Source organism: Desulfoconvexum algidum (assembly GCF_055382125.1).
The window spans coordinates 45,153-69,996 of sequence record NZ_AP042394.1; the positions used below are offsets into that span (position 1 = coordinate 45,153).

General features: G+C 40.7%; 24 protein-coding genes. 15 read left to right on the top strand and 9 right to left on the bottom strand.

The features are described from left to right. Nucleotides 1-13 precede the first annotated feature (13 nt). Both ACZ45G_RS00200 and ACZ45G_RS00205 read right to left on the bottom strand, forming a co-directional pair. Entirely contained in the window at nt 14-1,975 is a 1,962-nt protein-coding gene (locus ACZ45G_RS00200; RefSeq protein ID WP_464174576.1) for a DUF1365 family protein, read from the bottom strand. Continuing rightward, nucleotides 1,972-3,252 carry an NAD(P)/FAD-dependent oxidoreductase gene (locus ACZ45G_RS00205; RefSeq protein ID WP_464174577.1) on the bottom strand — a complete coding sequence of 427 codons (1,281 nt, stop codon included), beginning with the start codon at nt 3,250-3,252 and terminating at the stop codon, nt 1,972-1,974. Before ACZ45G_RS00205 ends, ACZ45G_RS00200 begins: the two co-directional genes overlap by 4 nt. Nucleotides 3,253-3,539: 287 nt before the next feature. Between ACZ45G_RS00205 and ACZ45G_RS00210 the strand changes: the two genes are divergently transcribed. The 4 genes from ACZ45G_RS00210 to ACZ45G_RS00225 all read left to right on the top strand — a co-directional run bounded on the left by ACZ45G_RS00210 (nt 3,540) and on the right by ACZ45G_RS00225 (nt 6,809). Beyond that, the gene (locus ACZ45G_RS00210; protein WP_464174578.1) at nt 3,540-3,683 is read left to right on the top strand and encodes a hypothetical protein; all 144 of its coding nucleotides are present in this window, start codon (nt 3,540-3,542) and stop codon (nt 3,681-3,683) included. A 78-nt stretch (nt 3,684-3,761) separates the two neighbouring features. Beyond that, on the top strand, nt 3,762-4,361 hold the full coding sequence (locus tag ACZ45G_RS00215; protein WP_464174579.1) for a chalcone isomerase family protein: 600 nt from the start codon (nt 3,762-3,764) through the stop codon (nt 4,359-4,361). After that, complete coding sequence (locus tag ACZ45G_RS00220) at nt 4,361-5,734, top strand: MFS transporter (RefSeq protein ID WP_464174580.1); 1,374 nt, start codon at nt 4,361-4,363, stop codon at nt 5,732-5,734. Before ACZ45G_RS00215 ends, ACZ45G_RS00220 begins: the two co-directional genes overlap by 1 nt. Before the next feature lie 160 nt (nt 5,735-5,894). Further along, complete coding sequence (locus tag ACZ45G_RS00225; RefSeq protein WP_464174581.1) at nt 5,895-6,809, top strand: acyltransferase; 915 nt, start codon at nt 5,895-5,897, stop codon at nt 6,807-6,809. A gap of 111 nt (nt 6,810-6,920) precedes the next feature. Here ACZ45G_RS00225 and ACZ45G_RS00230 read toward each other — a convergent pair whose 3' ends face one another. After that, complete coding sequence (locus ACZ45G_RS00230) at nt 6,921-8,135, bottom strand: class I SAM-dependent methyltransferase (protein WP_464174582.1); 1,215 nt, start codon at nt 8,133-8,135, stop codon at nt 6,921-6,923. Nucleotides 8,136-8,342: 207 nt separating this feature from the next. Between ACZ45G_RS00230 and ACZ45G_RS00235 the strand changes: the two genes are divergently transcribed. After that, entirely contained in the window at nt 8,343-8,678 is a 336-nt protein-coding gene (locus ACZ45G_RS00235; protein ID WP_464174583.1) for a hypothetical protein, read from the top strand. A gap of 95 nt (nt 8,679-8,773) precedes the next feature. Here the strand turns inward: ACZ45G_RS00235 and ACZ45G_RS00240 are convergent, their stop codons facing one another. From ACZ45G_RS00240 to ACZ45G_RS00250, 3 genes are read right to left on the bottom strand one after another with little or no spacing between them, the layout of a single operon-like run. Further along, a complete protein-coding gene (locus ACZ45G_RS00240; protein ID WP_464174584.1) occupies nt 8,774-9,187 on the bottom strand; it encodes a DUF2177 family protein in 414 nt (137 codons plus the stop codon). A gap of 23 nt (nt 9,188-9,210) precedes the next feature. Continuing rightward, nucleotides 9,211-11,406, bottom strand: a complete 2,196-nt coding sequence (locus ACZ45G_RS00245) for a PEP/pyruvate-binding domain-containing protein (protein ID WP_464174585.1) — start codon at nt 11,404-11,406, stop codon at nt 9,211-9,213. After that, entirely contained in the window at nt 11,403-11,858 is a 456-nt protein-coding gene (locus ACZ45G_RS00250) for a pyridoxamine 5'-phosphate oxidase family protein (RefSeq protein WP_464174586.1), read from the bottom strand. The genes ACZ45G_RS00245 and ACZ45G_RS00250 overlap by 4 nt, the downstream gene beginning before the upstream one ends. A gap of 141 nt (nt 11,859-11,999) precedes the next feature. Here ACZ45G_RS00250 and ACZ45G_RS00255 point away from each other — a divergent pair, with 141 nt between their 5' ends. Beyond that, nucleotides 12,000-12,950, top strand: coding sequence for a YbgA family protein (locus ACZ45G_RS00255; RefSeq protein WP_464174587.1), 951 nt, complete (start codon nt 12,000-12,002; stop codon nt 12,948-12,950). A gap of 109 nt (nt 12,951-13,059) precedes the next feature. Here the strand turns inward: ACZ45G_RS00255 and ACZ45G_RS00260 are convergent, their stop codons facing one another. Further along, on the bottom strand, nt 13,060-13,866 hold the full coding sequence (locus tag ACZ45G_RS00260; protein ID WP_464174588.1) for an acyl-CoA thioesterase: 807 nt from the start codon (nt 13,864-13,866) through the stop codon (nt 13,060-13,062). 346 nt (nt 13,867-14,212) lie between these two features. Between ACZ45G_RS00260 and ACZ45G_RS00265 the strand changes: the two genes are divergently transcribed. The 7 genes from ACZ45G_RS00265 to ACZ45G_RS00295 all read left to right on the top strand — a co-directional run bounded on the left by ACZ45G_RS00265 (nt 14,213) and on the right by ACZ45G_RS00295 (nt 19,065). Next, complete coding sequence (locus tag ACZ45G_RS00265) at nt 14,213-14,728, top strand: lipocalin family protein (protein WP_464174589.1); 516 nt, start codon at nt 14,213-14,215, stop codon at nt 14,726-14,728. 147 nt (nt 14,729-14,875) lie between these two features. Further along, on the top strand, nt 14,876-15,943 hold the full coding sequence (locus tag ACZ45G_RS00270) for a DUF2860 family protein (protein WP_464174590.1): 1,068 nt from the start codon (nt 14,876-14,878) through the stop codon (nt 15,941-15,943). 259 nt (nt 15,944-16,202) lie between these two features. Further along, nucleotides 16,203-16,514, top strand: a complete 312-nt coding sequence (locus tag ACZ45G_RS00275; protein WP_464174591.1) for a hypothetical protein — start codon at nt 16,203-16,205, stop codon at nt 16,512-16,514. A 21-nt stretch (nt 16,515-16,535) separates the two neighbouring features. Continuing rightward, the gene (locus tag ACZ45G_RS00280; RefSeq protein WP_464174592.1) at nt 16,536-17,426 is read left to right on the top strand and encodes a DMT family transporter; all 891 of its coding nucleotides are present in this window, start codon (nt 16,536-16,538) and stop codon (nt 17,424-17,426) included. A gap of 399 nt (nt 17,427-17,825) precedes the next feature. Then, on the top strand, nt 17,826-18,116 hold the full coding sequence (locus ACZ45G_RS00285; protein WP_464174594.1) for an integration host factor subunit alpha: 291 nt from the start codon (nt 17,826-17,828) through the stop codon (nt 18,114-18,116). Beyond that, on the top strand, nt 18,113-18,373 hold the full coding sequence (locus tag ACZ45G_RS00290) for a hypothetical protein (RefSeq protein WP_464174595.1): 261 nt from the start codon (nt 18,113-18,115) through the stop codon (nt 18,371-18,373). Before ACZ45G_RS00285 ends, ACZ45G_RS00290 begins: the two co-directional genes overlap by 4 nt. Continuing rightward, complete coding sequence (locus tag ACZ45G_RS00295; RefSeq protein WP_464174596.1) at nt 18,370-19,065, top strand: PaaI family thioesterase; 696 nt, start codon at nt 18,370-18,372, stop codon at nt 19,063-19,065. Before ACZ45G_RS00290 ends, ACZ45G_RS00295 begins: the two co-directional genes overlap by 4 nt. A 175-nt stretch (nt 19,066-19,240) precedes the next feature. Here the strand turns inward: ACZ45G_RS00295 and ACZ45G_RS00300 are convergent, their stop codons facing one another. Together ACZ45G_RS00300 and ACZ45G_RS00305 are read right to left on the bottom strand one after the other, a co-directional pair. Beyond that, on the bottom strand, nt 19,241-21,070 hold the full coding sequence (locus tag ACZ45G_RS00300; RefSeq protein WP_464174598.1) for an acyl-CoA dehydrogenase: 1,830 nt from the start codon (nt 21,068-21,070) through the stop codon (nt 19,241-19,243). Between the two features lie 96 nt (nt 21,071-21,166). Further along, the gene (locus ACZ45G_RS00305) at nt 21,167-21,778 is read right to left on the bottom strand and encodes a TetR/AcrR family transcriptional regulator (protein WP_464174599.1); all 612 of its coding nucleotides are present in this window, start codon (nt 21,776-21,778) and stop codon (nt 21,167-21,169) included. A gap of 420 nt (nt 21,779-22,198) precedes the next feature. Between ACZ45G_RS00305 and ACZ45G_RS00310 the strand changes: the two genes are divergently transcribed. Both ACZ45G_RS00310 and ACZ45G_RS00315 read left to right on the top strand, forming a co-directional pair. Then, nucleotides 22,199-22,846: a hypothetical protein gene (locus ACZ45G_RS00310; protein WP_464174600.1), complete on the top strand. Its 648-nt coding sequence runs from the start codon at nt 22,199-22,201 to the stop codon at nt 22,844-22,846. A gap of 293 nt (nt 22,847-23,139) precedes the next feature. Then, nucleotides 23,140-24,837: a protein adenylyltransferase SelO gene (locus ACZ45G_RS00315; protein ID WP_464174601.1), complete on the top strand. Its 1,698-nt coding sequence runs from the start codon at nt 23,140-23,142 to the stop codon at nt 24,835-24,837. Nucleotides 24,838-24,844: the final 7 nt, after the last annotated feature.

Here is a 24,844-nt window from a genome sequence, read left to right on the forward strand (position 1 = left end):
TACCGTCAAATGGTCATCGTTGCAGTGTTACCTGAATATCATCAATACCAGAGGTCATAAACCCGGCTTCGCAGATTGAAAAATAGTACATCCACTTTCGGTAAAAGATCTCGTCAAAGCCCATGGCGATGATATCATCCCGGCGTTCAGCAAACCTTTTTTGCCAGTGTGACAGTGTTGTGGCATAATGGGGACCCATATGATAAATATCGGTGACAGTGAAATCTGTATGATCGTGGATGGTTCGTTCAAGGATGTTAAGACATGGCAGATGACCGCCCGGGAAAATATGTTTTTGTATCCAGTCCCTTTCTTTACAGTATAGATCATATCGTTCGTTTATAATGGTAATGGACTGAAAAACCATTTTACCGCCAGGATGTAAGAGATTTTTACATTGTCTGAAATACTGCCCTAAAAATTGGGGTCCCACAGCCTCAATCATCTCTATGGAAACAATACGGTCAAAGTTTCCTCGGGTGTGTCGGTAATCTTCGAGAAGAATTGTGATCTGATCCTCTAACCCTTCATCTTTGACCCTTTGACGGGCCCGCTCGTATTGCGCTTTGGAAACAGTGATACCGGTTACACGACATCCTATCTTTTTTGCGGCAAAGACGGCAAAGCCTCCCCATCCGCAGCCGATTTCAAGCAGGTGGTGCTCAGGTCCAATATCTACCTGTTTGAGGATGCGGTTCATTTTATTCTCTTGGGCGGCTTCCAGTGTGTCATTGTCTTGAAGAAAAAGGCCACAGGAATACAGCATCTTTTGATCCAAAAAAAGCGCATACATTTCATTGCTTAAATCATAGTGGGCGGCAATGTTCCCGGGTGTATTTTTAATGGTGTTTTTGCGCCGGTCATGGGCCAGTTTTTCCTGGATCCGTGTCAGGATGGATAACACAAGGTTCCCGTCGGAAAATCGGTCCCTGTTTTCAATGAGCCTCGTTAAAGCAGCTACCAGGTCAGGGCTTTCCCATTCGCCGGCCATGTATGCTTCACCCAATCCGATTTCTCCGTCAAAAACGATCCGTGGGAAAAAAGAGAAATCTTTTATTTGGATGACGGCATTCTTCGCTGGGTCGGCCCGGCCGATGGTCATGGTTTCTTTGCTGGGTAATTGCAATTCAAGACTTCCTGTATTCATTTTTTTTAACACAGAAAGGATCAACCGTTTGCTGATGGATTCCAAAATGTTGGGGGTCTGCCTGGGCATTGTGATGGGGCTCCTGGGTAAGGGTTTATCATTGAATTTGAGTTTCTTTTGGAAAAAAAGCCTGAAAGCATGGGAATAAATCCTGGGAACGCTCAAATGGGGAGCAAAGGGGTGCTTAGCCAAAGTTTTTAAATGATTACGGCCTGTCAATGGAATGGCATCTGCACGTAAGACAGCTTCCATAACTTTTGTTCGGTCACGGATGAGTTCAATCCTGATCTCTATCTGGTTTTCCGGGGTTGAAAAATAAAAACGGTAATACCCTTCAATTGTATTGAATGGAGATACATGAAATGCTTTAACCGTTTCATAGCTTGCCAGCCAGTTCGGAGAAGTGTTGGTGTCTTGTGTCAATACGTATGGATGGCGTTCACCATAGGTATTATTGACTTCAGCGATGACAGCGACCAGTCGGTTGTCTGCTGAAAAGCAATAATGAAAATTGGCGGGATTGAAAACATAGTTGAAATATCTGGCAGAGGTGATCATCATTACAGAGTTTATTGATTCTTTAACATTATGCTGGCCGAGCAATTGATCAATTTTTTGTTTGATCGGCATGTCACCGTGTTGCAGATAATCTTTGTCGTGAATGGATGTTATGGCCTTTCGATTGTATCCAAACAGAGGATATCTGAGACCCAGGTGCGGCAGGTCATCCAGATCAAAGCCATACATATAGATTGGATATGACAGCTGATGTTTTACCGGGAAGAAGCGTTGGTGTTCAATTGTGCCGGTGTAGATCCGAGAATTCATAGAGAGACTCCAAACTTTTTACCCACAGCAAGGGCAGAATTTACACCGTCCTCGTGGAAACCATACCCAAAATAACTGCCGCAAAAAAAGGTGTTCTGGTTTTCGTTTAATGATGGCAGGTCTAGCTGGGAGTTGAATGCCTCAAAAGAATATTGTGGGTGGGTATAATTCATTTCTTTGATAATATGAGCTTTAGGGATTGAGCGTTGAGGGTTAAGTGTCACAAAATAAGAATTCTGGGTATCAAGCTTTTGAAGCCGTGTCATATCATAACTGACGGTCACCGGTGCCGTTGAATCGTCTTGGTTATCGCGTGTATAATTCCAGCTGGCCCAGGCGCGTTTGCTCGGCGGCATTAGGTCTTTGTCGGTATGTAAAAAGGTCTTGTTATTGGAATAGGACCAGACTCCCAGCAGCCGTTTTTCATTTTTACTGGGGTTGTCCAGCAGTTTCAGGGCCTGGTCTGCGTGGGTGGCAAGGATAACAGCATCAAAGGTTTGCGGCTCGCGATTTTCGAAATGGAGTATGGGCTTTGAGTCCTGCCGTGTAATGGATACTATTTTAGACGATTTTATCGTTTTGCCTTTAAAGGATTTTAAAAAGGCATTCACATAGGTATGGCTGCCGTCTTTGACAAAGTACCATGGGGGGTGTCCCGCCACAGCTAAAAGGCCATGGTTCTCATAAAATTGGGCAAATGTGCGGATAGGGAATTTACCCATCTGGAAGTCTGAACCGGACCAGATAGCAGCAGCCATGGGAATGATAAATTGATCCACCACTTCGCGATGCAGTCCTTTTTTTTCACCATATTCCGACAATGTGATATCTTCGAGGTGACCCTCAATATAGGCCTTGCGAAGAATTTTAATAAACTGGACCATCTCGTACACAAACCTTAAATATCGTGGTTTAAAAAGGTTTTGTCGCTGGGCAAATATGCTGTTAAGGTTATTACTGGCATAGTAAAGGCCTGTTTTTTGATCATAATAGCTGAATGACATGTCGGTCCGACATTTTTCAACACCGAGTTGATTCAGAAAGGCAATGAAATTGGGGTATGTTCGTTCATTTAAAACAATAAAGCCGGTATCAACAGGGACATTTTTGTCTGGCCCCTCAGGAACCATAACCGTATGGGTATGACCGCCAAAATAATCGTTTTTTTCAAAAAGGGAGACGTTGTGGCGGTGTTGAAGCAGGTATGCGCTGCAGATTCCGGAGATACCAGAACCCACCACTGCAATATCCAGATTTTTTTTATTGATGAGATCCACGGTAACCATCCTTTTATTATAGTGAAAAATTCGTATCAATCACAGGATGCTATCTTTAATAAAATTATCTAATCGCGATGGAGAAGAAATTTTAACCTTTACTTTATCGTTGAGCTAAAGAAATGTCCATATTAATACTGTATATCTATAACAGAAAATATTAATGATAGTTTTGAACTATCATTAAACTCTCTTTATACTCTTATTGAAATTGTCGAATTAAGATTTAAATTATATCTAAAGGACGACGATAAAGTATAATGAACCCAAAAAAATGAGGTGACAACATGACGACTAATAAAACAGAAGATTATATAGAAAGCAAAGAAGAGGCAGAAGAAGGACATGAAGATACCCGTCATAATAATTTTGAATGTGAAACCCCAGATAAGAACCTCGGGTGCGATCCTGGAATCGATGTCGCCGGATGATATGAACTTGATATCCGAAATATGAAACAGCAGAGCCTCTTTGAGGCTCTGCCTTTATAGTCTTAAAGATGATAAATAATGAAAATATCAGATGACATGAAAAAGCCTGCTTTAAGAGTATTAACCCTATCCCTTATGCTTATAATGCTGTCATCAAAAAGCCTAGTTTATGCTCAGGCAATAAAAGTTTATGGAACATCTTTTGACAAAAAACTGATGGTTTCAGATTATCAGCTTCAACTCAAAGGGACGGCATTATTGCGTTATCTTGTATTTATAGAAGCATATGCCGGTGCGCTTTATTTACCTAAAGATATCATAGGAGATCAAGCGCTGAACGATATTCCCAGGCATTTGGTTCTGGACTACCGGGTCGGCATTCAGGCAAAGAAGTTTGGCGAGGCAACGACAATAAAGATAAAAGAATCTGTGAGCAACGAGGTTTACAGTCGATTGGCGCCAAAGGTTGATCAATTGAATCGATTATATCGAAATGTGAGTCCTGGAGATCGGTATACGTTGACCTATATCCCGGGGAAAGGAACAACATTAGCATACAACACCATCCCTCTTGGCACAATTGAAGGGGTAGAATTTTCCAAAGCGCTGTTTTCTATCTGGATAGGCGAAAACCCCATAGATGAGGGCTTTCGTGACAAACTTTTCGGGAAAATATAATGGCCCTAGAAATTAAAAAAAATCCTGTCCCCCTTCCATGGGTTACACGGTTTTCATATGCATTCCCGGCAATGGCCTTAGCCGTTATCGGTATTCCTGTATATGTTTACCTGCCCAAATTTTACAGTGATACCATGGGAATCAGTATATCAACTGTGGGAATACTATTGATGGTCGTAAGGATTTTTGATGCACTGACAGATCCTGTGATCGGTTATGCGTCTGACAAGATATCAACACGGTTTGGAAGGCGCAGACCCTTCATTGCTCTCGGCGCTGTAGGGTTAAGTATTTCCATACTTTTTCTTTTTATACCGCCGGTTTCTTCCGGGACAAATCTGACACTGTATTTTGGGTTCTGGTTGTTCGCCCTTTTTTTGTTTTGGACATTGGTTACCATTCCATATGAATCTCTTGGTCCCGAACTGACGACCAATTACCATGAGCGCACAACTTTGTTCGGTCTCAGGGATGGGTTCCTTATCTGCGGAACACTTCTGGCGGCGGCGTTTCCTGTATTGATTGACCAGGCGCTTGAACTGCTGAACCAACAATCCACTGAAAACATGCGATTTTCCATCATGGCGTATGTTTATGCACCCATGATTCTCCTTTCGTCCATTATTTGTATATGGAAGGTGAAGGAATTGCCTATTTCTTCAAACGTCCGGAAAAATACTTTTTTTCAAGGGATGTTGGATGTAGTCAAAAATCGGCCGTTTGTTATTTTGCTGACAGCTTATGCTATCAGTGCCGTTGGAAGTAATTTGCCGGCAACCCTTATTTTATATTACGTGGAGTATGTATTACAGGCAGACTATGCGGAAGGGTTCTTACTGATTTATTTTCTTACAGGGATTTTGTTTTTACCCTTCTGGATTGCCATATCCAAAAAAATTGGCAAGAAAAATGCCTGGATCATGTCAATGGTTATCAACACGGGCGCTTTTGCCGGTGTCTATTTTTTAGGACCGGGAGACGCTAAGCTCTACGGTATTCTTGTTTTTATCTCCGGTATCGGTTTTGGTGCAGGTCTTGCGCTGCCGTCATCCATCCAGGCCGATGTGATAGATTATGATGAACTGATGACTGGACAAAGGCATGAAGGAAAATATATTGGTCTTTGGTCCATTGCCAAAAAATTTTCCGCTGCCTTTGGTATCGGTATTGGCCTCCTTCTACTGGGCAATGCCGGTTATCGCCCCAACATTATACAGAGCGGAGAAACGATAGATCTGTTGAGGATTCTTTATGCACTGGTTCCCTGCCTGTGCAATGCATTGTCTATTCTGATTATCTGTTTTTATCCAATCACAGAAAAATATCACACCAGAATTCGGAATGAAATTGAAAAAAAGAAAAAACAGAGCTGATAATTAAAGTGGCTGCAGACACTAAAAAAAGAAGCTGACTGTCATTGGATGCATCTGGTTTATTTTATCTTGGTCTTGAAAAGGTTGTTTTTTTCAAATATTGTTTTTTTGGGAAGGTCTTGTTAATTCGGATTTAAACAAAAGAGGAAAGGAGTACGCTTTGAGGGAAAAAATAACCGGACAATTTCGCGCTATTGCTTTTCTACTCCTTTTGATAATGAATACTTTGTTTTGGATGATCCCCCTTTATATATCAGGGATTTTTAAGTTTTTAATACCTGTTACGAAATTTCGTAAAATCTGTAACAAATCTGTCACTTATGTGTGCACCAGATGGAATAGCTGGAATAATCGAGTCATTGATTTGATGCAGAATGTCCGGTGGGATGTCCAGGGGCTTGAAAATTTAAAGAAAACGGATTCTTATCTTATCCTTTGCAATCATCAGACATGGATTGATATCCTTGTTCTTGAAAAGATTTTTATTGATAAAATTCCTTTCTTGAAATTTTTTATCAAGCAGGAACTGATTTGGATTCCGGTACTGGGTTTTTCCTGGTGGGCGCTGGAGTTCCCTTTTATGAAACGGTATTCAAAAGAATTCTTAGAAAAAAATATGCATCTTAAGGGAAAAGATTTAGAGATTACCCGCAATACCTGTAAAAAGTTCAAAGGTCTTCCGGTATCTGTGATGAATTTTGTGGAAGGAACCCGGTTTATACCCCAAAAACACAAGGATCAGCAGTCTCCGTACAAAAATCTTTTGCGCCCCAGGGCGGGGGGGACAGCTCTGGCTCTGGACGCCCTAGGCGAGCAACTGCAGACAATTTTGAATGTAACCATTTATTATCCCCAGGGAGTTAAGTCGATCTGGCAGTTTTTTTGTGGAGAAGTGAACGAGGTGGTTGTCAGAATTGAAAAATTGCCAGTTACCCAAGATATTTTGGGTGACTATTTTATGGATCCAGAATTTAAATCCCGTTTTCAGGTTTGGTTAAATGGGCTTTGGGAAAAAAAGGATGCGACCCTGACAGATCTTTCACAAACCCATGATTCAGCTAAAATTGCCAATTAATATTAGAACATTAGACAGGCAGAAATATTAAAATCTTCTACGATAAATATGAATAGGGTTCAAATGCATCGTAATCAAAAAATTCAGGTCATTTGAACCCTATTGATTTTATTATTTCCTGGTGCGACCGATCACGGCATAAAGAGGATCTGATAACCTGAGCTGAGGAAAGTGATCATCGTCGTATGGTCTGGGATATCCCCGTGATGAAATCGTTGAAATTTCTTTATACCGATCAGATTTGAGAAAGTACTCCGTTACCAGTCCCACCCGTTCAAAATCATGAAGATTTTCCCAGATTCTTATGTTTTTTTCAGGGAACCACCGGTTTGAAAACGACACGATAAAGTTACCTCCGGGTTTTAAAACGCGTGCCACCTCCTTGAATATCTTTATGGGATCTGTCAGGTATTCAATGGACAAAGAGCAGATAACATTATCAAAGGTATTGTCATTAAAGGCCAGAGATGGATTGGTGTTCAGATCCTGTACCGTATGTCCTGTCAGTTTTGGGTTATGGATCAGCTCGTTTGCATTAAGCCCAATACCGTGCAGGGAAAGAGGTTCCAGGGTATCGGGAATATGGGACTCCCATCCGGCCATAAGATCCAAGACGTTTTTTCCAGGCTGAACAAATGTTTGGTACATGGCTGCCAGGTTCTGTCTGGCCTGATCATCAATATGGTGAACAAATCTGTCCTTTGTATAAAAATCAGCATCAGGCCCTGGGTCATTTCTATGAAAGGACGCTTCAGAAAAAAAATCTGTTGACTGAAAATTATGTCGCGTCTGCATTCCAGGGCCAGACAAGGCAAGATCCATCCAGTCCGTACAACTGCCGCCACGCTCATCTGATTTGTTTGATTGTTCGTGAACGCTCATTGTCAGCTTGAAAGGGATGCCGCCCATGGGATGATTCAGGTCCGCTGTTATAAAGTGTGGGTCTTCGTCAATACACCGAAATGGGTTTATGTTGCCTTTGAATATATTGGTACATTCGGAAATCATACCCTGGGGATAGAATCTCCCGAAACCAATACGGTTCTCAGTCAAATCAGAATTTAATCCGGACCTGGACAGGCGAAGAATTTTGTCCCCACGATGTTTTGGAACGATATCCCCGGGGATATCCCCGGGATTTACCTGAAGCGTTATAGGACGACCAATGTTGTGGTCAAAGAGGGCTTCAAGAGGGCTGCCCGGGAAAATATCCCGCCAGCAATTAAGATGATCAACAAAATATCGTTCTGAGTGTTGGATACCATCTTTTTCCCAGGTGATATCAAGAAACAAATCGACCAGAGCACTTTTGGAAAGTGTTTTCATATAAACTCCTTTTGGCCCAGGACAATTTGGTTAGATTTTTATTCGCATCATTAAACCGATTCCCTGCCTTTTCATCAGCTCAGAAATCAATGTGGAATAATTCAAAATTTAAGACAGGTATTATAAATTTCAACCCTTGGATTTTAGAAAAAATTGCTTAATCTTAAATTCATGGTTCAGCTTTAACCGTAACGAGAGGAAAAAAAAATGAACGAACAATTGATGAAAGTTCTCGAACATATAAATGTGACATACCGCGATAAAGCACTGGCAGGTGCACGCAATTATCTGAACGTAGACATCGGCAAGGTTGCATTGGAGTTGGGTTTCAACGCTCTTCACAAGAAATACCTGAAACGAGAGGTGGTGGTGGCGTTGAAAGATCCCCAGCCTGGAATGAAGGTGCGTATTGATGGACGTACATTTGTCAATTACGCTGAGTACGCCAAAGGATTTGCCGTACCCGAATATATTGCAAAGAACGCGAATTTACCTTTTAAACAGTATACTGCTAATGACAGCATGATATTAAATTTTGTATAAAACACCCCTTAACCCCCGTGTCCACCCTGGCATTCCTGGACTACTCATGTTTGTCATGGGGGCACGGGGCTTGTTAATATAAATTTTGGTGATAATTAAATTGAAGGCGAATCAAAATGTCTGCCGAGCTTCACACTGACCAGGCATACAATTACGCTCAATACCATTCCCCAGATTATGTCCACAACAGTGACCAAAACCGGCCAGCCTTCAATGAGTGCAAGGTTTGTTAAATCATAGGTTCCGTAGGTAAGGATGCCAAATAAGGCGGCTCGAAAAAGGCTGTCTTTTAAGCCGGTTTTTTTCAACCCGGGTATGACAACAAAAAATAACAGGCCGGCAACGAACATCAGGTAGAAAATGATGGCGGCTATCCAATTGGGGGAAGATGATAGAAGAAAGCCCAGTTGATCCTGATAAAAGGTGCGGGCAATAAAGCCGATCCATATCAGATCAACGACAAGGAATACAGATAATGCAACACCATATACTTTAAGATACTGAATCAATCTGCCTCCTTTAGTGATAAAATTTATAGATCATCTGTTTTGCATGTAATAATGCCAAGATATCCGTCAACCGTTATTTGATCGCCATTTTTAATAAGCTGCATGGCCTGGGAAGCGCCTGTAATACACGGCAATCCATATTCCCTGGCAATGATGGCACCGTGAATGAGCATGCCCCCGCGTTCTTCTACTACGGCGGATGCCAGCGGTATTACAAATGTCATATTCGGATCCACTCCTGAACATACAAGGACATCCCCCTGTTTAAAATCCAGCAGGTCCTGAGGATTTTTAACGAGTCTTGCTTTCCCGGTTGCGATACCCGGTCCAGCCGGATGACCGACGATTTGACGCGATTTGAACCATCTCTTGGACGTCTTATCAGATAAGGCCGGTTCAAGTGATCTGGATATATCATCAGACACCATGCTGAGCGCTGGAACTTGGGCGAGCATTTTTTGTTCATCTGTGGAGATTAAGGGTTTTGACAGTCGAGACTGGCCTTCTGAAACCGATTCACTTAATCGGGCTTCTATTCTGCCCAGATGGATATTGTCGTCGTCCCGCAGCCGATAACTTTCCCGTCCCAAATGAAGCACATCTGCTGCAAATTTTTCCTTTTGGGTGGGAAAACTGTTCATATAGTTTTCTTTGAGCAGTTTAATGTCAGATCCACCCGTGTGTTTTTGTTTTGGCGGTTGCTTGGCAAACTCGATCAAAAGTCTGATAATACCATTGTCCCCATACTGACATTCGTTACCGCTGCCGGTGGTGCAGGCAAGGTCACCAAACGCTTCGACAAATTTGTCCAGCAGTTGCCTGAAGGGATGATCCATTTCTGGGCTCATGTCATCTTCCAGCATATTTTTTAGATCCATATTACACCGGATCATTTGGGCAAGTTGTTCAAGCAGACGATTTCTCTCCATGCTTTTAAGGCCGGTATTTTCAAGAAGGGTCATAAACTCATAGGGATCATCCGGTGTGACAGCATCGTTGTAAACCTGTCCGAACAATCTAATACCATGGGCAAAGGGTATAAAATCAGCCCAGTAAACCTTTACCCAATGATCATATAGCGTTTGTCTTTGTTCTATTTCCCGGCAGAGCAGTTTTGTGGTCATCGTTTGAAAATTTATCTGTCCCAGCCGTTTTGCTTCGGCAATCATTTGGGGAATCAAATCTTGTTCAATTTTAATGTATAATTTTTTTAAATTTTCGTAACTTCTATGCAATGTTAAATACCAGGTTCTTTTATCATCGGATTCTTTAAAACCAACACTGGTAATCGGCCTTGACTGAAGGATAATTAACTGAGCATTGCAAAATGTCCATTCCATATCCTGGGGCCTGCCAAACAGTGCTTCCATTTCTTTACCTGTTTTCCATATTTGGAAAACTTCCTGATCGTCCAAAGGGGGTGTCTGACTTTTTTCCCCGGATAAATCAGCGAAACCAACCCCTTGCGTATTGGGCAATGCATACTGTTTTCGAACAGGTTCGATATGGCTTAATATTTTGCCTGAAGATTGGTTTAAAATCCATCGATCCGGCTCAACATCCCCATCGACAAGTGCCTGGTTTAAGCCATAGACTGATTCTATGACCGATTCGTTTGAATTGGATGGATTCAACCCAAAGAATATACCGGACCTGTCGGAGGGTATCAATTCCTGAATAACAACCGCCATTTGGCTGGTATGAATATCAAGCCCTAATTCTTTACGATATAAAAGCGCAGCGTCAGAATAGAGTGACGCCCATACCAACCGGATATGTTTGATAATATTATTGGCGCTGACAATGTTCAGGAAAGAATCATGGAGGCCCGCAAAAGAGCTTGCCGCATTATCTTCACCAGGCGCCGAAGATCTTACGGCAACCGGATGATTACCAAAGGATTCAACGATTAAAGAGAAAAGGTCTTTTTGGATGTTTTGTGGAATTGGTGTGGTCAAAAATAAGTTTCGGATCCGAAGGGATATATCCCAGATTTCTTCCCACCGCATCTGTTTGAACGGCTTCCTGTTGATCTCAAGAAGAATCGTGTCTTTAATCCGGGTCTGGTTGAGATAATTTTTGTATATCCGACAAGGGATACAAGCGGTTTTGGGAACGGTTAATCCCTGTTCATGGATCTTGGCCAGGCAGAAGGCCTTTCCTCCGACTTGGTCAATTCCTTCGTTTATAAAGTCTTCTATTTTAAGGAGCGCTTTCATGCTTTTACCTGGATTTCAATTACATTTTGAAACTGGCTAACCATAAAATACCGCGTCATTGCCACGCAGATAAAGGCGGTTGTCGGGGCTTTTGAAAACCCTTTAAGGTGAGGGTGTTTCTTTAAGTACAGATTTAAAAGTTGTGTTCGGTCAGATGTCTCTACAAGTGCTGCAGTTCCGATACCGGTTACGGAAACGGCTTTATAAATGTCATCGGCTTGATTCACACTGTTATTAACCAATATAGCAACTTTGGGGCTATCTATTAGATTCTCATATTTGCGGGTTGTGTTGGGGGTTAAAAAAAATAGTTGTTCAAGCGTGTCATCTGCGGCAAAAGCAACCAGGCTTGCATAGGGTTGATCTTGACTTTGGGTTGAAAGAACTGCAAGCATTTGTGAGTCAAACAAAGTTGTGATTTGTTTCAGTGAATGTTTCATATTATCGTCCATGCTGTGTCCTTATCTGTAAAATGGTACTTATTTTTGCCCAAGAGGCCTGTTTTATCGTCCGAATATGCTGTTAATTATATAAAAAACCTATATACTGAGTTACGATATGTCAATGCAATTGTTTATTATAAGGGGGATGCCATGCTCAAACCCATTAAAATAGGTATCAGTTCTTGTTTGCTGGGAAATACAGTTCGATACGATGGGGGTCACAGCCATGATCGTTTTCTTACACAAACCCTTGGGTTATTTGTCAAATACGTACCGGTCTGCCCGGAAGTCGAGTGCGGTATGCCAACGCCAAGAGAGGCATTACGACTGGTGGGGGACGCTGAGAATCCAAGGCTGGTGACCCAGAAAACCGCTGTGGATAAAACGGAACAAATGACGACCTGGATGAACGGTCGCTTAAAAGAACTGTCCAAAGAAGATCTGTGTGGGTTTATTTTTAGAAGCAAATCTCCCAGTAACGGGCTTTACCGGATCAGAGTCTATGGAGATGACGGCATCGTCAAAAGAAATGGTACCGGGCTTTTTGCAAAAGGCTTTACAAAAGCTTTTCCGAGAATACCGGTTGAAGAAGCCGGCCGGCTGAATGATCCGAAACTAAGAGAGAATTTTATTGAAAATATCTTTTCGCTGCAGCGCTGGAGAAAACTTCTGGATCAAAATAAAACATTGGGAGGTCTTGTAGAATTTCATACCCAAAACAAGTTGCTGATACTTTCACACAACCAGGACATATACAGAAAGATGGGAAGGCTTGTTGCCCAGGGGAAAAGCTGTGATTTAGAACAATTATTTGACGCCTATGAGGAGTTACTCTTAAAGGCATTGGCGCTTCAAACTACGTTAAAAAAAAATATCAACGTCCTCCATCACATAATGGGGTATTTTAAAAAGAATTTGACCAGCGATGAAAAGCAAGAACTATTGTCCATTATTGATCAATACAGATTAGGTTACGTCCCATTGATTGTGCCAATTACCCTGATAAATCATTATGTCATGAAATATGACCAGCCCTGGCTGAAGGTCCAGACATATTTGAGACCGCACCCGTTTGAGCTCAAGTTGAGGAATTATTTTTAGTATCCAGCGTCATCTTTGACCCCTGTTTTTTCCATCGATCAGTTAAACTGTCTTTCAATAATCTGGAATAACATTTGATTCGATTGCAAAATGTTACGATTGATGAAAATTATGCAAAAACAGTTGTCGTCTGTTGGCTGTATACCGCCAGTTTCCCTTCAGGGTCCCAGATGGTACTTCTTTCATGAGCGTAACCCCTTTCGGCGCTGTCAATTACGCAGTGATAGGCCCACCATTCTTTTTCAGAGCAGGTCATGCGATCCAGATGGACGAATCCCAAAGCCCATGTCAATGTGCTTGCTGCGGCTGGTTCTTTTAGTTTAGAGAGCACGGGTGTTGGCCAACCATCTACCAATGCAACCAGCCATTCTTCGGTCAGGCAGTTTGTCTTTTCTCGAAAGTTTATCCAGCCACCAAGTTCTTGACCCCCTTTGCCGGAAAAAGGTAATTCACCAATTGCCCATCGATAGTCAAAATGGCGAGTAAAAGTAGGTGTTAGCCCCTCAATGTACGGCAGTTCAAGTGCCTTTGAAGGGTTTTGCATCTCTACCCGCTTAATGGGGGCTATCTTTATTTTTGAATCCCGATCAACACCGAAACTCCCCACCGCTGTACAGCATATTTTATCGTTCTGAATTAATTTGGATTCAATCGTAGTCACGGACTTCCCTGAACGTAATAGTTGGGTTTGAATAAAGAAAGGTTCAGAATTAACCGGGCCAACAAAAGAAAATAAAAGGCTGCGTAATTTTCGTTCCTGGGAAACATGTCCACGCATTGACTTCAAGGCCATTGCTGCAACTAATCCCCCATAGGCAGTACGACCCTGCATCCAGTCATCAGGCACATGAAACTGTGTCTCTCCCCTCGCGTTTTGAACTTTATCCATCAAGGTTGAAAATGCGGTATCAGGCATATTAGAATTCCTTTTTATAAAATTGATTGCTATAAGTAGGGCTTGCTGATGGAATTTGCAAGCCCCATCTGTTATTTCTGACGTGGTTTTTCAATCCTTAACCCGCAACGAAACCTGGACCTTTTTTGGGGGGGGGGAAAACCATCTAAAACCTTCAGGTGAGTGACTCGTCTGAAAATACAAATCGACCTTCACAATTTGAAGCCATTATGATAACCATAGAATATAAGATTAAAATTTAATTTTAACCTGAATTTCCTTTTTTTGTAAATATCAATTCGTTTCGTAGAATTAAATGATTTCCAGGTCTACAAAATTGCAGGTTAAATTACCACAAAGGGAAAACATGAAAAATCTAATATTAAGCATTTTATCCTTACTTTTAACCGGATGTATGGGGCACCCGAAAAGTATCAAACCCATCATGGATTTTGAACTCAATAATTATCTGGGCAAGTGGTACGAAATTGCAAGATTGGATCATTCTTTTGAGCGGGGTCTTGAAAAAGTGACAGCAGAGTATTCTTTACTTGAAGAGGGTGGGGTTAAAGTAACAAATCGTGGGTTCTCAAGTGAAAAGAACAAGTGGAATGAAGCTATTGGGAAGGCTTTTTTTGTGCGTGAATCAGACGAGGGATATTTCAAGGTCTCGTTTTTTGGTCCATTTTACAGTTCTTATGTGATTTTTGAATTGGAGAGAGAAAATTATCAATACGCTTTTGTTTCCGGGTATAGTGAATCATATCTTTGGTTTTTATCAAGAACGCCCACAGTTAGTGACAAATTGAAGGCAGAATTTACGAGAAAATCTAAAGAACTCGGATTTGCGATCCAGGATCTAATCTGGGTGAATCAGGAATGATGAAGGGTGAATTTTTGAGTACAGCGCTCAATGCTTATGGGCCAATCTCAAATTAAACAAAACAAATTCTCGATGGCGATAACGCAAAGGATGGGGTAAGATTTCGTTCTGGAATTAATTCAAATAGGAAAAAACAGGAGAAAATAGATGAAAATAGCTTTAAAACCTGACTACCTGACAAGAATGCGGGCGCAGATTTCGGTATTTTTGCTTGGTATCTTCCTTATTGTTGCCCTTCCGGACAATGCCATTAGCCGGCAGCCGGGAAATAAATTTACACCGGGTTTCAGCGGCTATGTCCAGCCTATGATCGCGGCTGGGTATTCAAAATCCGTCTCTGATGTCAGTGATGATACAAAAAAGATAAACTCTCTAGACCAGGATGCCAACTCTGAAACTGATTTTTTTCCCATCCTTCTTTGGGAAATGGTCTATACCCTTGATAATAGTGCTACCCAATTTTATGCTGGCACCCCTAAAGAAAACATTGTGGAGGGGACATTTTTCCTGGAAACCGGTATTCGGCAAAAACTGTCCGGCGGAACCATTCTGACAGCCGCCTGGGTTCCCAAACTACCCATTTTGGACAATGAAGCCTGGAAAGATCCTTTTTTATTGGGCTCTGACCGACAGGAAACTGACCAGGACTCCCAGGCTTTCAAAGTGGAGGCTGAGTCCATTTTCGGCAGCCCCGTTAATTTGAGATATGGATTTGGTCGGCAGAAAATTGATGATGATCAATCTGGGGTCTATCTTTTCGAGCAACCCGATTCAACCCTCACGACTGCTGATTTGCAGATGTTAAAACGGGATTCAGATTTTCATCTTTTGGAAGCCCAGTATGCGATTTCCTTTGGCCGGGGTATTATGATCCGGCCCGGGGTAAGCTATGTGAGAGGGGATGCAATAGGAGATGCCAACAGTTTTAATCGATTCCAGGGTAAAGTCTCTTTTGCATACCCCTATGAACGGTGGTGGTTTTTTGGCAATATTTCTTTAGGTCTGGCAGAATATGACGAAGCCAATCCCATATTCGAAAAAACCCGGGAGGATGTGATATACGGTACCACCCTGGGGGTTGGCTATGCAGCCCCTTTTGGCTGGAAAGATTTCACTGCCAGTGTATTTACATCTTTTAAAAAGAACGATACCAATATTAAATTTTACGACTCAAGATCCATGATCTTTGCTATCGGCCTTGCATGGCTATTCTAGGTCGGTGGGAATAATAATCTATTCAGCCTACACCCCGAGCCCCCATGGGAAAATATGGAGCCCAGTTCTGGCTCAATTTCTGGAGGCCATCCAGGGATATTCATCTGTTTTTAGGCATCCTATAATTTAAAAAATAGAAAAAGCCTCAAAGGAAAAATTTCCTTTGAGGCTTTTTTATGATCAGTTGAAACCTTGTGTTCTATTCAAATATACTTTATGAAGAACGCAATTGTAACCATGGAGATATAAGGTTTATTGGATGAATCAAAACAATAAAAATGTACAATTCCAGATAGACGGTCTGTTCAAGTTAAAAAAAGTTGGTGATTACCTTAAGCTGGTGGGTAAAAAAGTTAAACTGATATTCAAGCAAATAGATTCTGGATTAAATACAAAAAAGATTTATAGAGCTGACGTGGCTGAGTTGTCAGACACTGGAACTCATTTGATATTAAAAAATGTGTGTGTAAAAAGATATATATTTTTTTCAAACCATATTAAGAAATGTAGTGTGCCGATTGATAATATTTCAGCTATACAGATTTTGGATAAATATGGAAAAGTCGATTAAAAGGGCTTCTGAAAAACAACAATGAATGCAAAGTTTAAAATAATAATCTCCATGGCAGTTTTTGGTACACTGCCATTGTTTGTAAAAAACATCTCCCTGCCACCGGGAGAGATTGCTCTGTTCAGAGCCTTGATTGCATCTGCTGCCATCCTTCTTTATAAATTTCTGACCGCTGAAAAACTCCAGTTATCCAGGATAAAAAAAGAGCTGCCCATACTTTTTTTATCCGGTGCGGCTTTGGCATTCAACTGGATTTTTTTGTTTAAGGCCTATCATTATACCTCTGTCTCCATTGCAACACTCAGTTACTATTTTGCACCTATTATTGTAATGATCGCCTCTCCTGTAGTCTTTAAAGAGAAGTTAAGCCGTAAACAAATCATCTGTTTTATTATGGCAACCTTAGGGCTTGTGATGATCATAGGCGTCACCGGTGCAAATCAATCCCATGGCAATTTTATTGGAATTGCCTTTGGGCTATCCGCCGCAGCGTTATATGCCACGGTGATCTTGCTAAATAAGCATATTAAATCCGTCACCGGTATTGACCGGACATTGATTCAGTTTTTTGCCGCCATTATCATTTTGCTACCCTATATTTATCTGACCTCAGGCATTCATATAACAAGCCTTGATCGGTGGAGCCTGTTTAACCTGTTGGTCCTTGGTACGATTCATACTGGGATCACCTATTGCCTCTATTTTTCATCGCTGAAAGATTTGGAAGGACAGGAAGTTGCTATTTTCAGCTATGTTGATCCCCTTGTTGCCATCATTATTTCTGTTATGGTTTTAAATGAATCCATGAGTCCTGTTCAGGTCCTTGGGGGATTGATGATTATAGGGTTTACACTATTTAATGAGCTCGGGCTAGTTACCAACGAGAAAATTAAGAACATGAATCGCCAATAGTAAAACCACTGGGGGCAATTGTATATATTAACCATACTATTTTTAGAGGGTACTGCATCGTTGTTTATTGAATATGGAAATGGCAAAATTTGCCTTTTAGTTTGGGTGAAAAAAAACTCAAATGTCTATATTCCCGTGGATGACATTGAGGGAGGATGTGAAAAAGAAAGCATCCCAGATAAAAAATGAACCAAGCCACTGCCTTGGGGAAAACAGGGATAATTTCGGGGTATGAACTCCCAAGTGATAGATGAGGATATAGAAAACAAAAGAATCTGGGTGAAGATCTCTAATCTCTAAAAACAATTTTTCAATTTGATCATTAATTCTTTACAAAATCAATGCTCCGCATATATTATAACACTTTATATTTACATAAAAAATAGGAGCAAGCATCCGTTGGCACTGACTAAACAAACAATCATTGAAAAAATCTCAGAAGGAATTGAGCAGTCGCCTTCAGAAGCAAAGGATACAATAGAACACCTTCTTGAAATCATGAAATCAACATTGGCCTCTGGAGAAAATGTCATGATATCAGGGTTTGGAAAATTCCAGGTCAATGAAAAGGCACCGCGGAAGGGAAGGAATCCAGCCACTGATGAAGAAATGATGCTGAAGGGAAGACGGGTTGTTACTTTCAAATGTGCTGGGATTTTGCGGGATAGGATTAATGGGGAGGAAGATTGAAAGAAAAAGTTGATCCTAAATCATATGGGCTGCCACCCAGAACCGTCTTAATAAGGATGGGACCTGAAAAATTTAGCCTCGTTATCAGCAGGAAAAGCAGAATTATAATGAAAGATGCATTAATAATTCTAAAAAAAGTTGAAAAAATAAATGAGAAAGTGCCAAATGCTTCGGTTGTCTTAGAAACAAGTGCTCCGGTTTGCAGTAAATCCATTAAATTTTTAAATGAGAAGGGTATAGATGTCGTTTTAATATGAAAACAAAAAAAGAAAAAACAAATATAAAAGTACATCCTCCATTAACGGGTCCACATGAAGTTAAACTTGAAGAATGGGTCAGTTGCGCACCCTTTGAAGAACTCCTGGGAATAAAAATCATCGAAGCCAGTGATGGTGATGCTCATTTATCCATGCCGTTTGTTTTTAAATTAGCTCAAGGGAAAGGACTGGCACATGGAGGGGCGATTGTAACACTCGCTGATACAGCAGTGGCTATGGCCATAAAAAGTATTATTCCTCCGGACAGTCGTTTTGGAACAATTTCATTAAACTCTGAATTCCTTGCACCGGTTACAAAGGGAATCCTTGAAGCAAAAGCAACCGTTAAATTTTTAGAAAACAGAATGGTTCAAGGTGTTGCAACGGTATTTAATGAAGATAATATGGAAGTCCTGAAATTTTCATCTTTGTTCAAACTGGCTAAAGATGTCAAGATAGAAACAAAGCAGGAGAACGAAGCAAAAATTTCAAGTTTAATGGATCATGTTAGAAATGCCGCAAAGGTTGCAGAGAAGGAAGATTCATCTGATACTTTTGATGCCATGTCATGGTTGGATCTTGAGTTGGAAGATAATCCTGAATCCTTTGACAGTTTTTTTGATATACTCTGGAATGAATTGACAGGTTCTGAAAGAGAAAGAAGGAATGTTGAAATAAGGAGACTTTTGTAAAAACAGACCTGCACCGATGCTGATATTTAGCCTTCATAATTTCAACGGTCAATTAAGATTGTACTTGCACAAAAAAGGAAAAGGCAGGATCAAATTATGAAACTGCCTTTTTGTGTATATGATTTTTTGAGTAGTACAACGATATATTTATAAAACTAAAACTTTTATAAACGTTCTATCCAATAAATGCTTCAAGAGGCATTTCCATGATTGCAGTTGAAGTGTTCTTAACTGAATCCATTTTACCCATTGCATTTGGAAGAAGTTGTTCCATGTAGTACCTGGCTGTAACAACCTGTCCCTTGTAGAAAGCCATATCTTTCTTCTTAGCTTTCCCCGCCATCGCTTTTGTTGCAACAGTTGCTCTCCATAGGTGCATCCATGCCATAACAACATCACCACAGACTTCGAGAAATGGTGTTGCAGAACCGAAAGCATCCATTACTTTTTCGCTCATTGCAGTCAAACCCATATGCATTGCAACGTCACCAAGCTTGTTAACAGCTTTTTCAACTGCTTCAGCCATTTCATTCAGCCCTTCAGTTTCTTTTGCATCCGCAATAGCAGCATTCATTTCACCAAGTAAGTCCATGAAAGGCTTGCCTTTTTTCATTCCCAGCTTTCTACCAAGAAGGTCCATTGCCTGAACACCGTTTGTTCCTTCGTAGATAGATGTGATCTTACAATCGCGAAGTAGTTGTTCCTGGGGATATTCCTTGATGAATCCGTATCCACCAAAAACCTGAATACCTTGTGTACATACTTCATGACCTTTATCTGTACAATAAGATTTAAGGATTGGAATAAGGATCTCAAGAAGTCCTTTGTACTTATCTTTATCTTCTTTAGTTTCAGCCAGATTCTCAAAGTCGAAAAGTCTTGATGAGTAGTATATGAAAGATCTCATACCATCAACATATGCTTTCATGAAAAGAAGCTGACGACGTACATCTGGGTGGTTTATGATAGTTACAGGCTGAGGATTTTCGTTGAACATATCCATCAGGTTAACACCCTGAACTCTTTCTTTTGCGTAGTTTACAGCGTTCATGTATGAAGCTGAACCAAGAGCGTATCCTTGAAGACCAACGCCAAATCTTGCTTCGTTCATCATAACGAACATAGCCTTCATACCTTTGTTCTCTTCACCAAGAAGCGTACCAACACAATTACCTTTTGATCCGAAAGCTATAGAACATGTACAGTTACCGTGAAGACCCATTTTCTCTTCAATACCAGTAATAGATACATCATTGGATTCTCCAGGAGTTCCATCTTCATTTATTTTGTATTTTGGTACAGCAAATAGTGAGATACCTTTTGTCCCAGCTGGCGCACCTTCAATTCTTGCAAGAACGGGGTGAAGAATGTTGCTAACCATATCAGAGTCACCACCGGAGATGAAAATCTTGTTACCAGTGATTGTGTATGTTCCGTCTCCATTGTCTATGGCTGTTGTAGACAGATTACCTACATCTGTACCCGCCTCTGGCTCTGTAAGGCACATTGTTCCGCCCCACTCACCTGAAAATAACTTCTTAAGATATGTATCTTTTTGTTCGGGTGTTCCAAATTCTTCAACGATTTTTGCAGCACCGTGTGTAAGACCTGGATACATCATAAAAGAAATGTTTCCCCCGGAGAACATTTCAGCAGGTGCAATAGAAACACAGTGAGGCATTCCCTGACCACCCCACTCAGGATTATCACTCATTGCAAGCCACTCACCTTCACAGAATAGTTCGTAAGGCTTGTGGTATGATTGTGGAACCTTAACAGCACCATTTGCATGGTTACAACCTTCTGGATGACCATTTTCAACATCACCAAGTGCTCTTGTTGGTACAATCTCTTTTGTTACAAGGTTTCTTGCTTCCTTAAGAATCATATCAACCGTTTTTTTATTAAAATCTGCGAACTGCTCATTCTCTGAAAAACTTGCAACATTTAACATCTCATGTAAAACAAATTCCTGATCTCTCTTATCTGCAACTTCCTGTGCCATGCTAAACTCTCCTTATACTAATAAATTTAATTTTCGACTGGTTGTAGTCACCACTAATTTTGGATTATTAATTCAGGAACAACAGTTTATCATTTGCTAAGCATAAACCCCTTCCATAAATATAGAAAAAATACTATCAAGTCTCTTCTGCCCATAGTTCTCAGGATCGCCCATAATCAACCATATTGTTGAAAAAACCACACTGCTAAAAACATTTGCAATTTCAAGGGGTGGATGATCTTTAAACTCTCCTTGCTTGATCCCTTCTTCAAAAATATCTGCTAAAAGTTCATTCATTTTGTTATGAAGTTTGTTTATACTTTTATTGATATTAGGAACAAGGACTGCATCTATTGAGCTTCTCTGGGAGTTGTAAATTAAAAAATATTCTCTTCTTTGAATTCCATACTTTAGGTACTCATTGAAACACTTTCTAATCTGATCTTTTGGAGAACCTTCATTCTTCTTAATGATATCAAGCAAGATATCTCCAAGGGCAACACCTGTTTCCATAACCATCTCATGGTAGATCCGCTCTTTCCCCTGGAAAAATTTGTATATGGTACCCAGTGGATACTCTGAAACCTGGCTAATCTCAGCCATGGTTGCACCGTGATATCCTTTTTGTGCGAATACAGATATAGCCGCAGCTAAAATCTCCTCACGTTTACGCTTTTTTTCTCTCTCTTTTCGAGATAGAGGTTCCATTTATTCTCCATTCGATTCATTTATAGAATACATATTCTATTATTGAAATATATATTGTCAAGGATTTTTAGTTATTTCAAAGAATAAATAATATTTAATAGAATTATTAGAGAGCCCTTACGGCCTAAATAGCAATAGGAAGGACAATATTTATGAGATATCAATAAATTGATTTTTTAATACGAATCAGAGCCTGAACAACATAAGATCCAAAATGGTTATATTTAGGCTTGGCCGTCGCAATATGACAGATTAGCGAAATATAATCACACCTGTGACTGTTCTTACTGCCTCTTTGTTTTAAGCAAGAACCATATATTCCCTTTATTATCGATATGTTTCTAAAATATTGAAGATAAAAATATATCTGGCACATTTGATGAATATACAATTAACAAAAAGCATAGAAAGGAAAAAATAATGATAGGGCAAAAAATAGAAAATCGGGACAAAGACTTAGACAAAATCCAATCTACACCCAAACCTTATGCTGTTGCTGATCGTGTGATAAGTAACGTTCAAGGTTATTTTAAAGTTGGACAGTCATTATCAAATCCAATTAATATTAGTTTTAGTAATCCACAACCGATTTTAAATGAACAGAGTGACTCGTCTTCCGACGGATATTCTTATTATGCTGATATTCTAAAAAATAATTATAAATACAAAATTTCAATAACTATTGGTCATTATCCTCGAAAAAAAAAGATGGCTACAGAATGGGATATTTCTTACGCAGTGAGAAGATGTAAACACAAACTGTCACTTTCTGATAAACTGACCGGTATTAAATCTCACCATTCAGAGTATGTTAAAGGTGATTATTTAAAAACCATTGATGCTTCAAGTACAAATCAAGATGACTTAATAACGGAAATAAGCGTTTCGAGTATATATTTACTGGAAGATCTTATTGAAAAATACATTAATGGGAATTCAAGGCATAAAAATACGGTAAGGACTACCAGAAGAAAGTTTCACACGAAAATCCTTGAGAAATTGGAGTCAATGAATTTGCCGTCTGTTTTCCGACATCCTTTATCTTTTATCCAAAGCAAAAGTTTTTAGGGCTACATAGCGTTCTTTTCGATAGAGCACCTGGCGTGGGCAAGGAGTTGTAAGAGAAACGTTAACAAGGTTGTTCGGTTTATAAAAAACACGAATAACAAAAGTAGTGCTGGGTGCTTTGATCTTCACGTCCTATGTGATATTATACCATTAATGTGTGGTTACAATTTGCTGCTCAGCCAACCCGTTTTCCTTTCATTTTGTCTTTTGACACTGAGTTGAGACGTGCAAAATTGTATTTTTAGGTATAAAACACGCAATATCCTCAAAATTATTTAAAAGGGAGGGAAATTATGGGTTTTGCACCATCTGCTCAGCAAAGCATATCGACTTTCGATGAGTTTGTGCGATTAGCTGATTATTCTTTAATGGATACCTTAAATGCCGATCCTGATGCCACCGGAGATGGTGATGATCACCGTGCCCGTCAGGTTTTTTCTGGTCACTTCGTACCGGTGACTCCCACGCCGCTTCCAGAACCAGAATATGTAACCCATAGCAGCACTTTTTTTAATGAACTTGGATTGAGCGACGAGTTGGTAAATGATGCAAAATTTTGTCAGGTATTTTCTGGTGATATCTCAGCAGCGCACGAGCCTATGCGTAAGATTGGCTGGGCAACTGGCTATGCCCTGTCAATTTATGGCACCGAATATACCCACCAATGTCCATTTGGTACCGGCAATGGTTATGGCGATGGCCGGGCGATATCTGTATTTGAAGGAGTATTCAATGGACAGCGTTGGGAAATGCAACTAAAGGGCGGCGGTACAACGCCATATTGCCGTGGTGCTGACGGGCGCGCAGTACTTCGTTCAAGTGTGCGTGAGTTTCTCGCGCAAGAGTATATGCACGCCCTGGGGGGTCCCACAACGCGATCTCTAACCCTGTATGTATCTAAATCTGAGAGTGTTACCCGGCCCTGGTACTCCCAAGACTCTCATTCCACCGATCCTGATATTATGGTGGATAATCCTGTGGCTATTTCAACTCGCGTTGCACCATCTTTTTTGCGGGTTGGTCAGTTAGAGTTATTTGCCCGCCGGGTTCGCGGCAAAGCTCATCAAAGAGCCTTAGAAGAGTTGCGCATGATTGTGTCGCATTTAATTGACCGAGAATACCAAAACGATATTAATCAAGACCTTGTTTTTGCGGATCAAGTGGTTGAGTTGGCTAAGCTTTTTCGCCAGCGGCTTACGTCATTAGTGGCCAATTGGCAGCGTATTGGGTACTGCCAGGGTAATTTTAATAGTGACAACTGCGCCACTGGTGGCTTTACCCTCGACTATGGACCATTTGGATTCTGTGAAATTTTTGACCCTGGGTTTCAACCATGGACTGGCGGCGGCGAACACTTTTCCTTCCTCAATCAGCCAACCGCAGCAGAAGCGAATTACCACATGTTTTGGACTGCAGTGAGACCACTACTTGCAAAAGATACTGAAGCTTTGGAACAATTGGGTAAAATACGTCATGGATTTGCAGAGGCAATGCAAAAACAAATCCAAAAAATGTGGGCGGCCAAGCTTGGCTTGACGGACTATCACCCAAAGCTATTGCAGGTATTAATGCAGTTACTGACCAAATCAGAGGTGGATTACACCATTTTCTTCCGTGAATTATCCCATGTACCAGAGAATGTTTCAGCCTTGAAAAAGAGCTTCTATAGCAAGACCTCACAACAACTCGATGAGGAATGGCAATCTTGGCTAAAAAGCTGGCACGACCTCGTTATCAAAGGCGGCAATTTGGCTGAGATATCGGTAAAGATGAAACAGATTAACCCCAAATATGCATGGCGAGAGTGGTTGATTATCCCCGCCTACCAACAAGCCATGCAGGGTGACTACACATTAGTAAGAGAGTTGCAAGAAGTGCTTAGCTCTCCATATGATGAGCAATCACAAAGGGTAGAAGATAAATATTATCGTCTAAAACCTGAGGCGTTTTTTAACGTTGGTGGCGTTTCGCACTATAGCTGTTCATCTTGATTTTGAA

Coding starts and splice junctions, on each gene's coding strand:
- ACZ45G_RS00260 (WP_464174588.1), bottom strand. CDS start 13,866: ATGCCTGATACCGCATTTTCAACCTTGATGGATAAAGTTCAAAACGCG.
- ACZ45G_RS00315 (WP_464174601.1), top strand. CDS start 23,140: ATGGGTTTTGCACCATCTGCTCAGCAAAGCATATCGACTTTCGATGAG.
- ACZ45G_RS00265 (WP_464174589.1), top strand. CDS start 14,213: ATGAAAAATCTAATATTAAGCATTTTATCCTTACTTTTAACCGGATGT.
- ACZ45G_RS00210 (WP_464174578.1), top strand. CDS start 3,540: ATGACGACTAATAAAACAGAAGATTATATAGAAAGCAAAGAAGAGGCA.
- ACZ45G_RS00270 (WP_464174590.1), top strand. CDS start 14,876: ATGAAAATAGCTTTAAAACCTGACTACCTGACAAGAATGCGGGCGCAG.
- ACZ45G_RS00230 (WP_464174582.1), bottom strand. CDS start 8,135: ATGAAAACACTTTCCAAAAGTGCTCTGGTCGATTTGTTTCTTGATATC.
- ACZ45G_RS00255 (WP_464174587.1), top strand. CDS start 12,000: ATGCTCAAACCCATTAAAATAGGTATCAGTTCTTGTTTGCTGGGAAAT.
- ACZ45G_RS00220 (WP_464174580.1), top strand. CDS start 4,361: ATGGCCCTAGAAATTAAAAAAAATCCTGTCCCCCTTCCATGGGTTACA.
- ACZ45G_RS00280 (WP_464174592.1), top strand. CDS start 16,536: ATGAATGCAAAGTTTAAAATAATAATCTCCATGGCAGTTTTTGGTACA.
- ACZ45G_RS00245 (WP_464174585.1), bottom strand. CDS start 11,406: ATGAAAGCGCTCCTTAAAATAGAAGACTTTATAAACGAAGGAATTGAC.
- ACZ45G_RS00310 (WP_464174600.1), top strand. CDS start 22,199: ATGATAGGGCAAAAAATAGAAAATCGGGACAAAGACTTAGACAAAATC.
- ACZ45G_RS00295 (WP_464174596.1), top strand. CDS start 18,370: ATGAAAACAAAAAAAGAAAAAACAAATATAAAAGTACATCCTCCATTA.
- ACZ45G_RS00235 (WP_464174583.1), top strand. CDS start 8,343: ATGAACGAACAATTGATGAAAGTTCTCGAACATATAAATGTGACATAC.
- ACZ45G_RS00200 (WP_464174576.1), bottom strand. CDS start 1,975: ATGAATTCTCGGATCTACACCGGCACAATTGAACACCAACGCTTCTTC.
- ACZ45G_RS00300 (WP_464174598.1), bottom strand. CDS start 21,070: ATGGCACAGGAAGTTGCAGATAAGAGAGATCAGGAATTTGTTTTACAT.
- ACZ45G_RS00250 (WP_464174586.1), bottom strand. CDS start 11,858: ATGGACGATAATATGAAACATTCACTGAAACAAATCACAACTTTGTTT.
- ACZ45G_RS00275 (WP_464174591.1), top strand. CDS start 16,203: ATGAATCAAAACAATAAAAATGTACAATTCCAGATAGACGGTCTGTTC.
- ACZ45G_RS00305 (WP_464174599.1), bottom strand. CDS start 21,778: ATGGAACCTCTATCTCGAAAAGAGAGAGAAAAAAAGCGTAAACGTGAG.
- ACZ45G_RS00215 (WP_464174579.1), top strand. CDS start 3,762: ATGAAAATATCAGATGACATGAAAAAGCCTGCTTTAAGAGTATTAACC.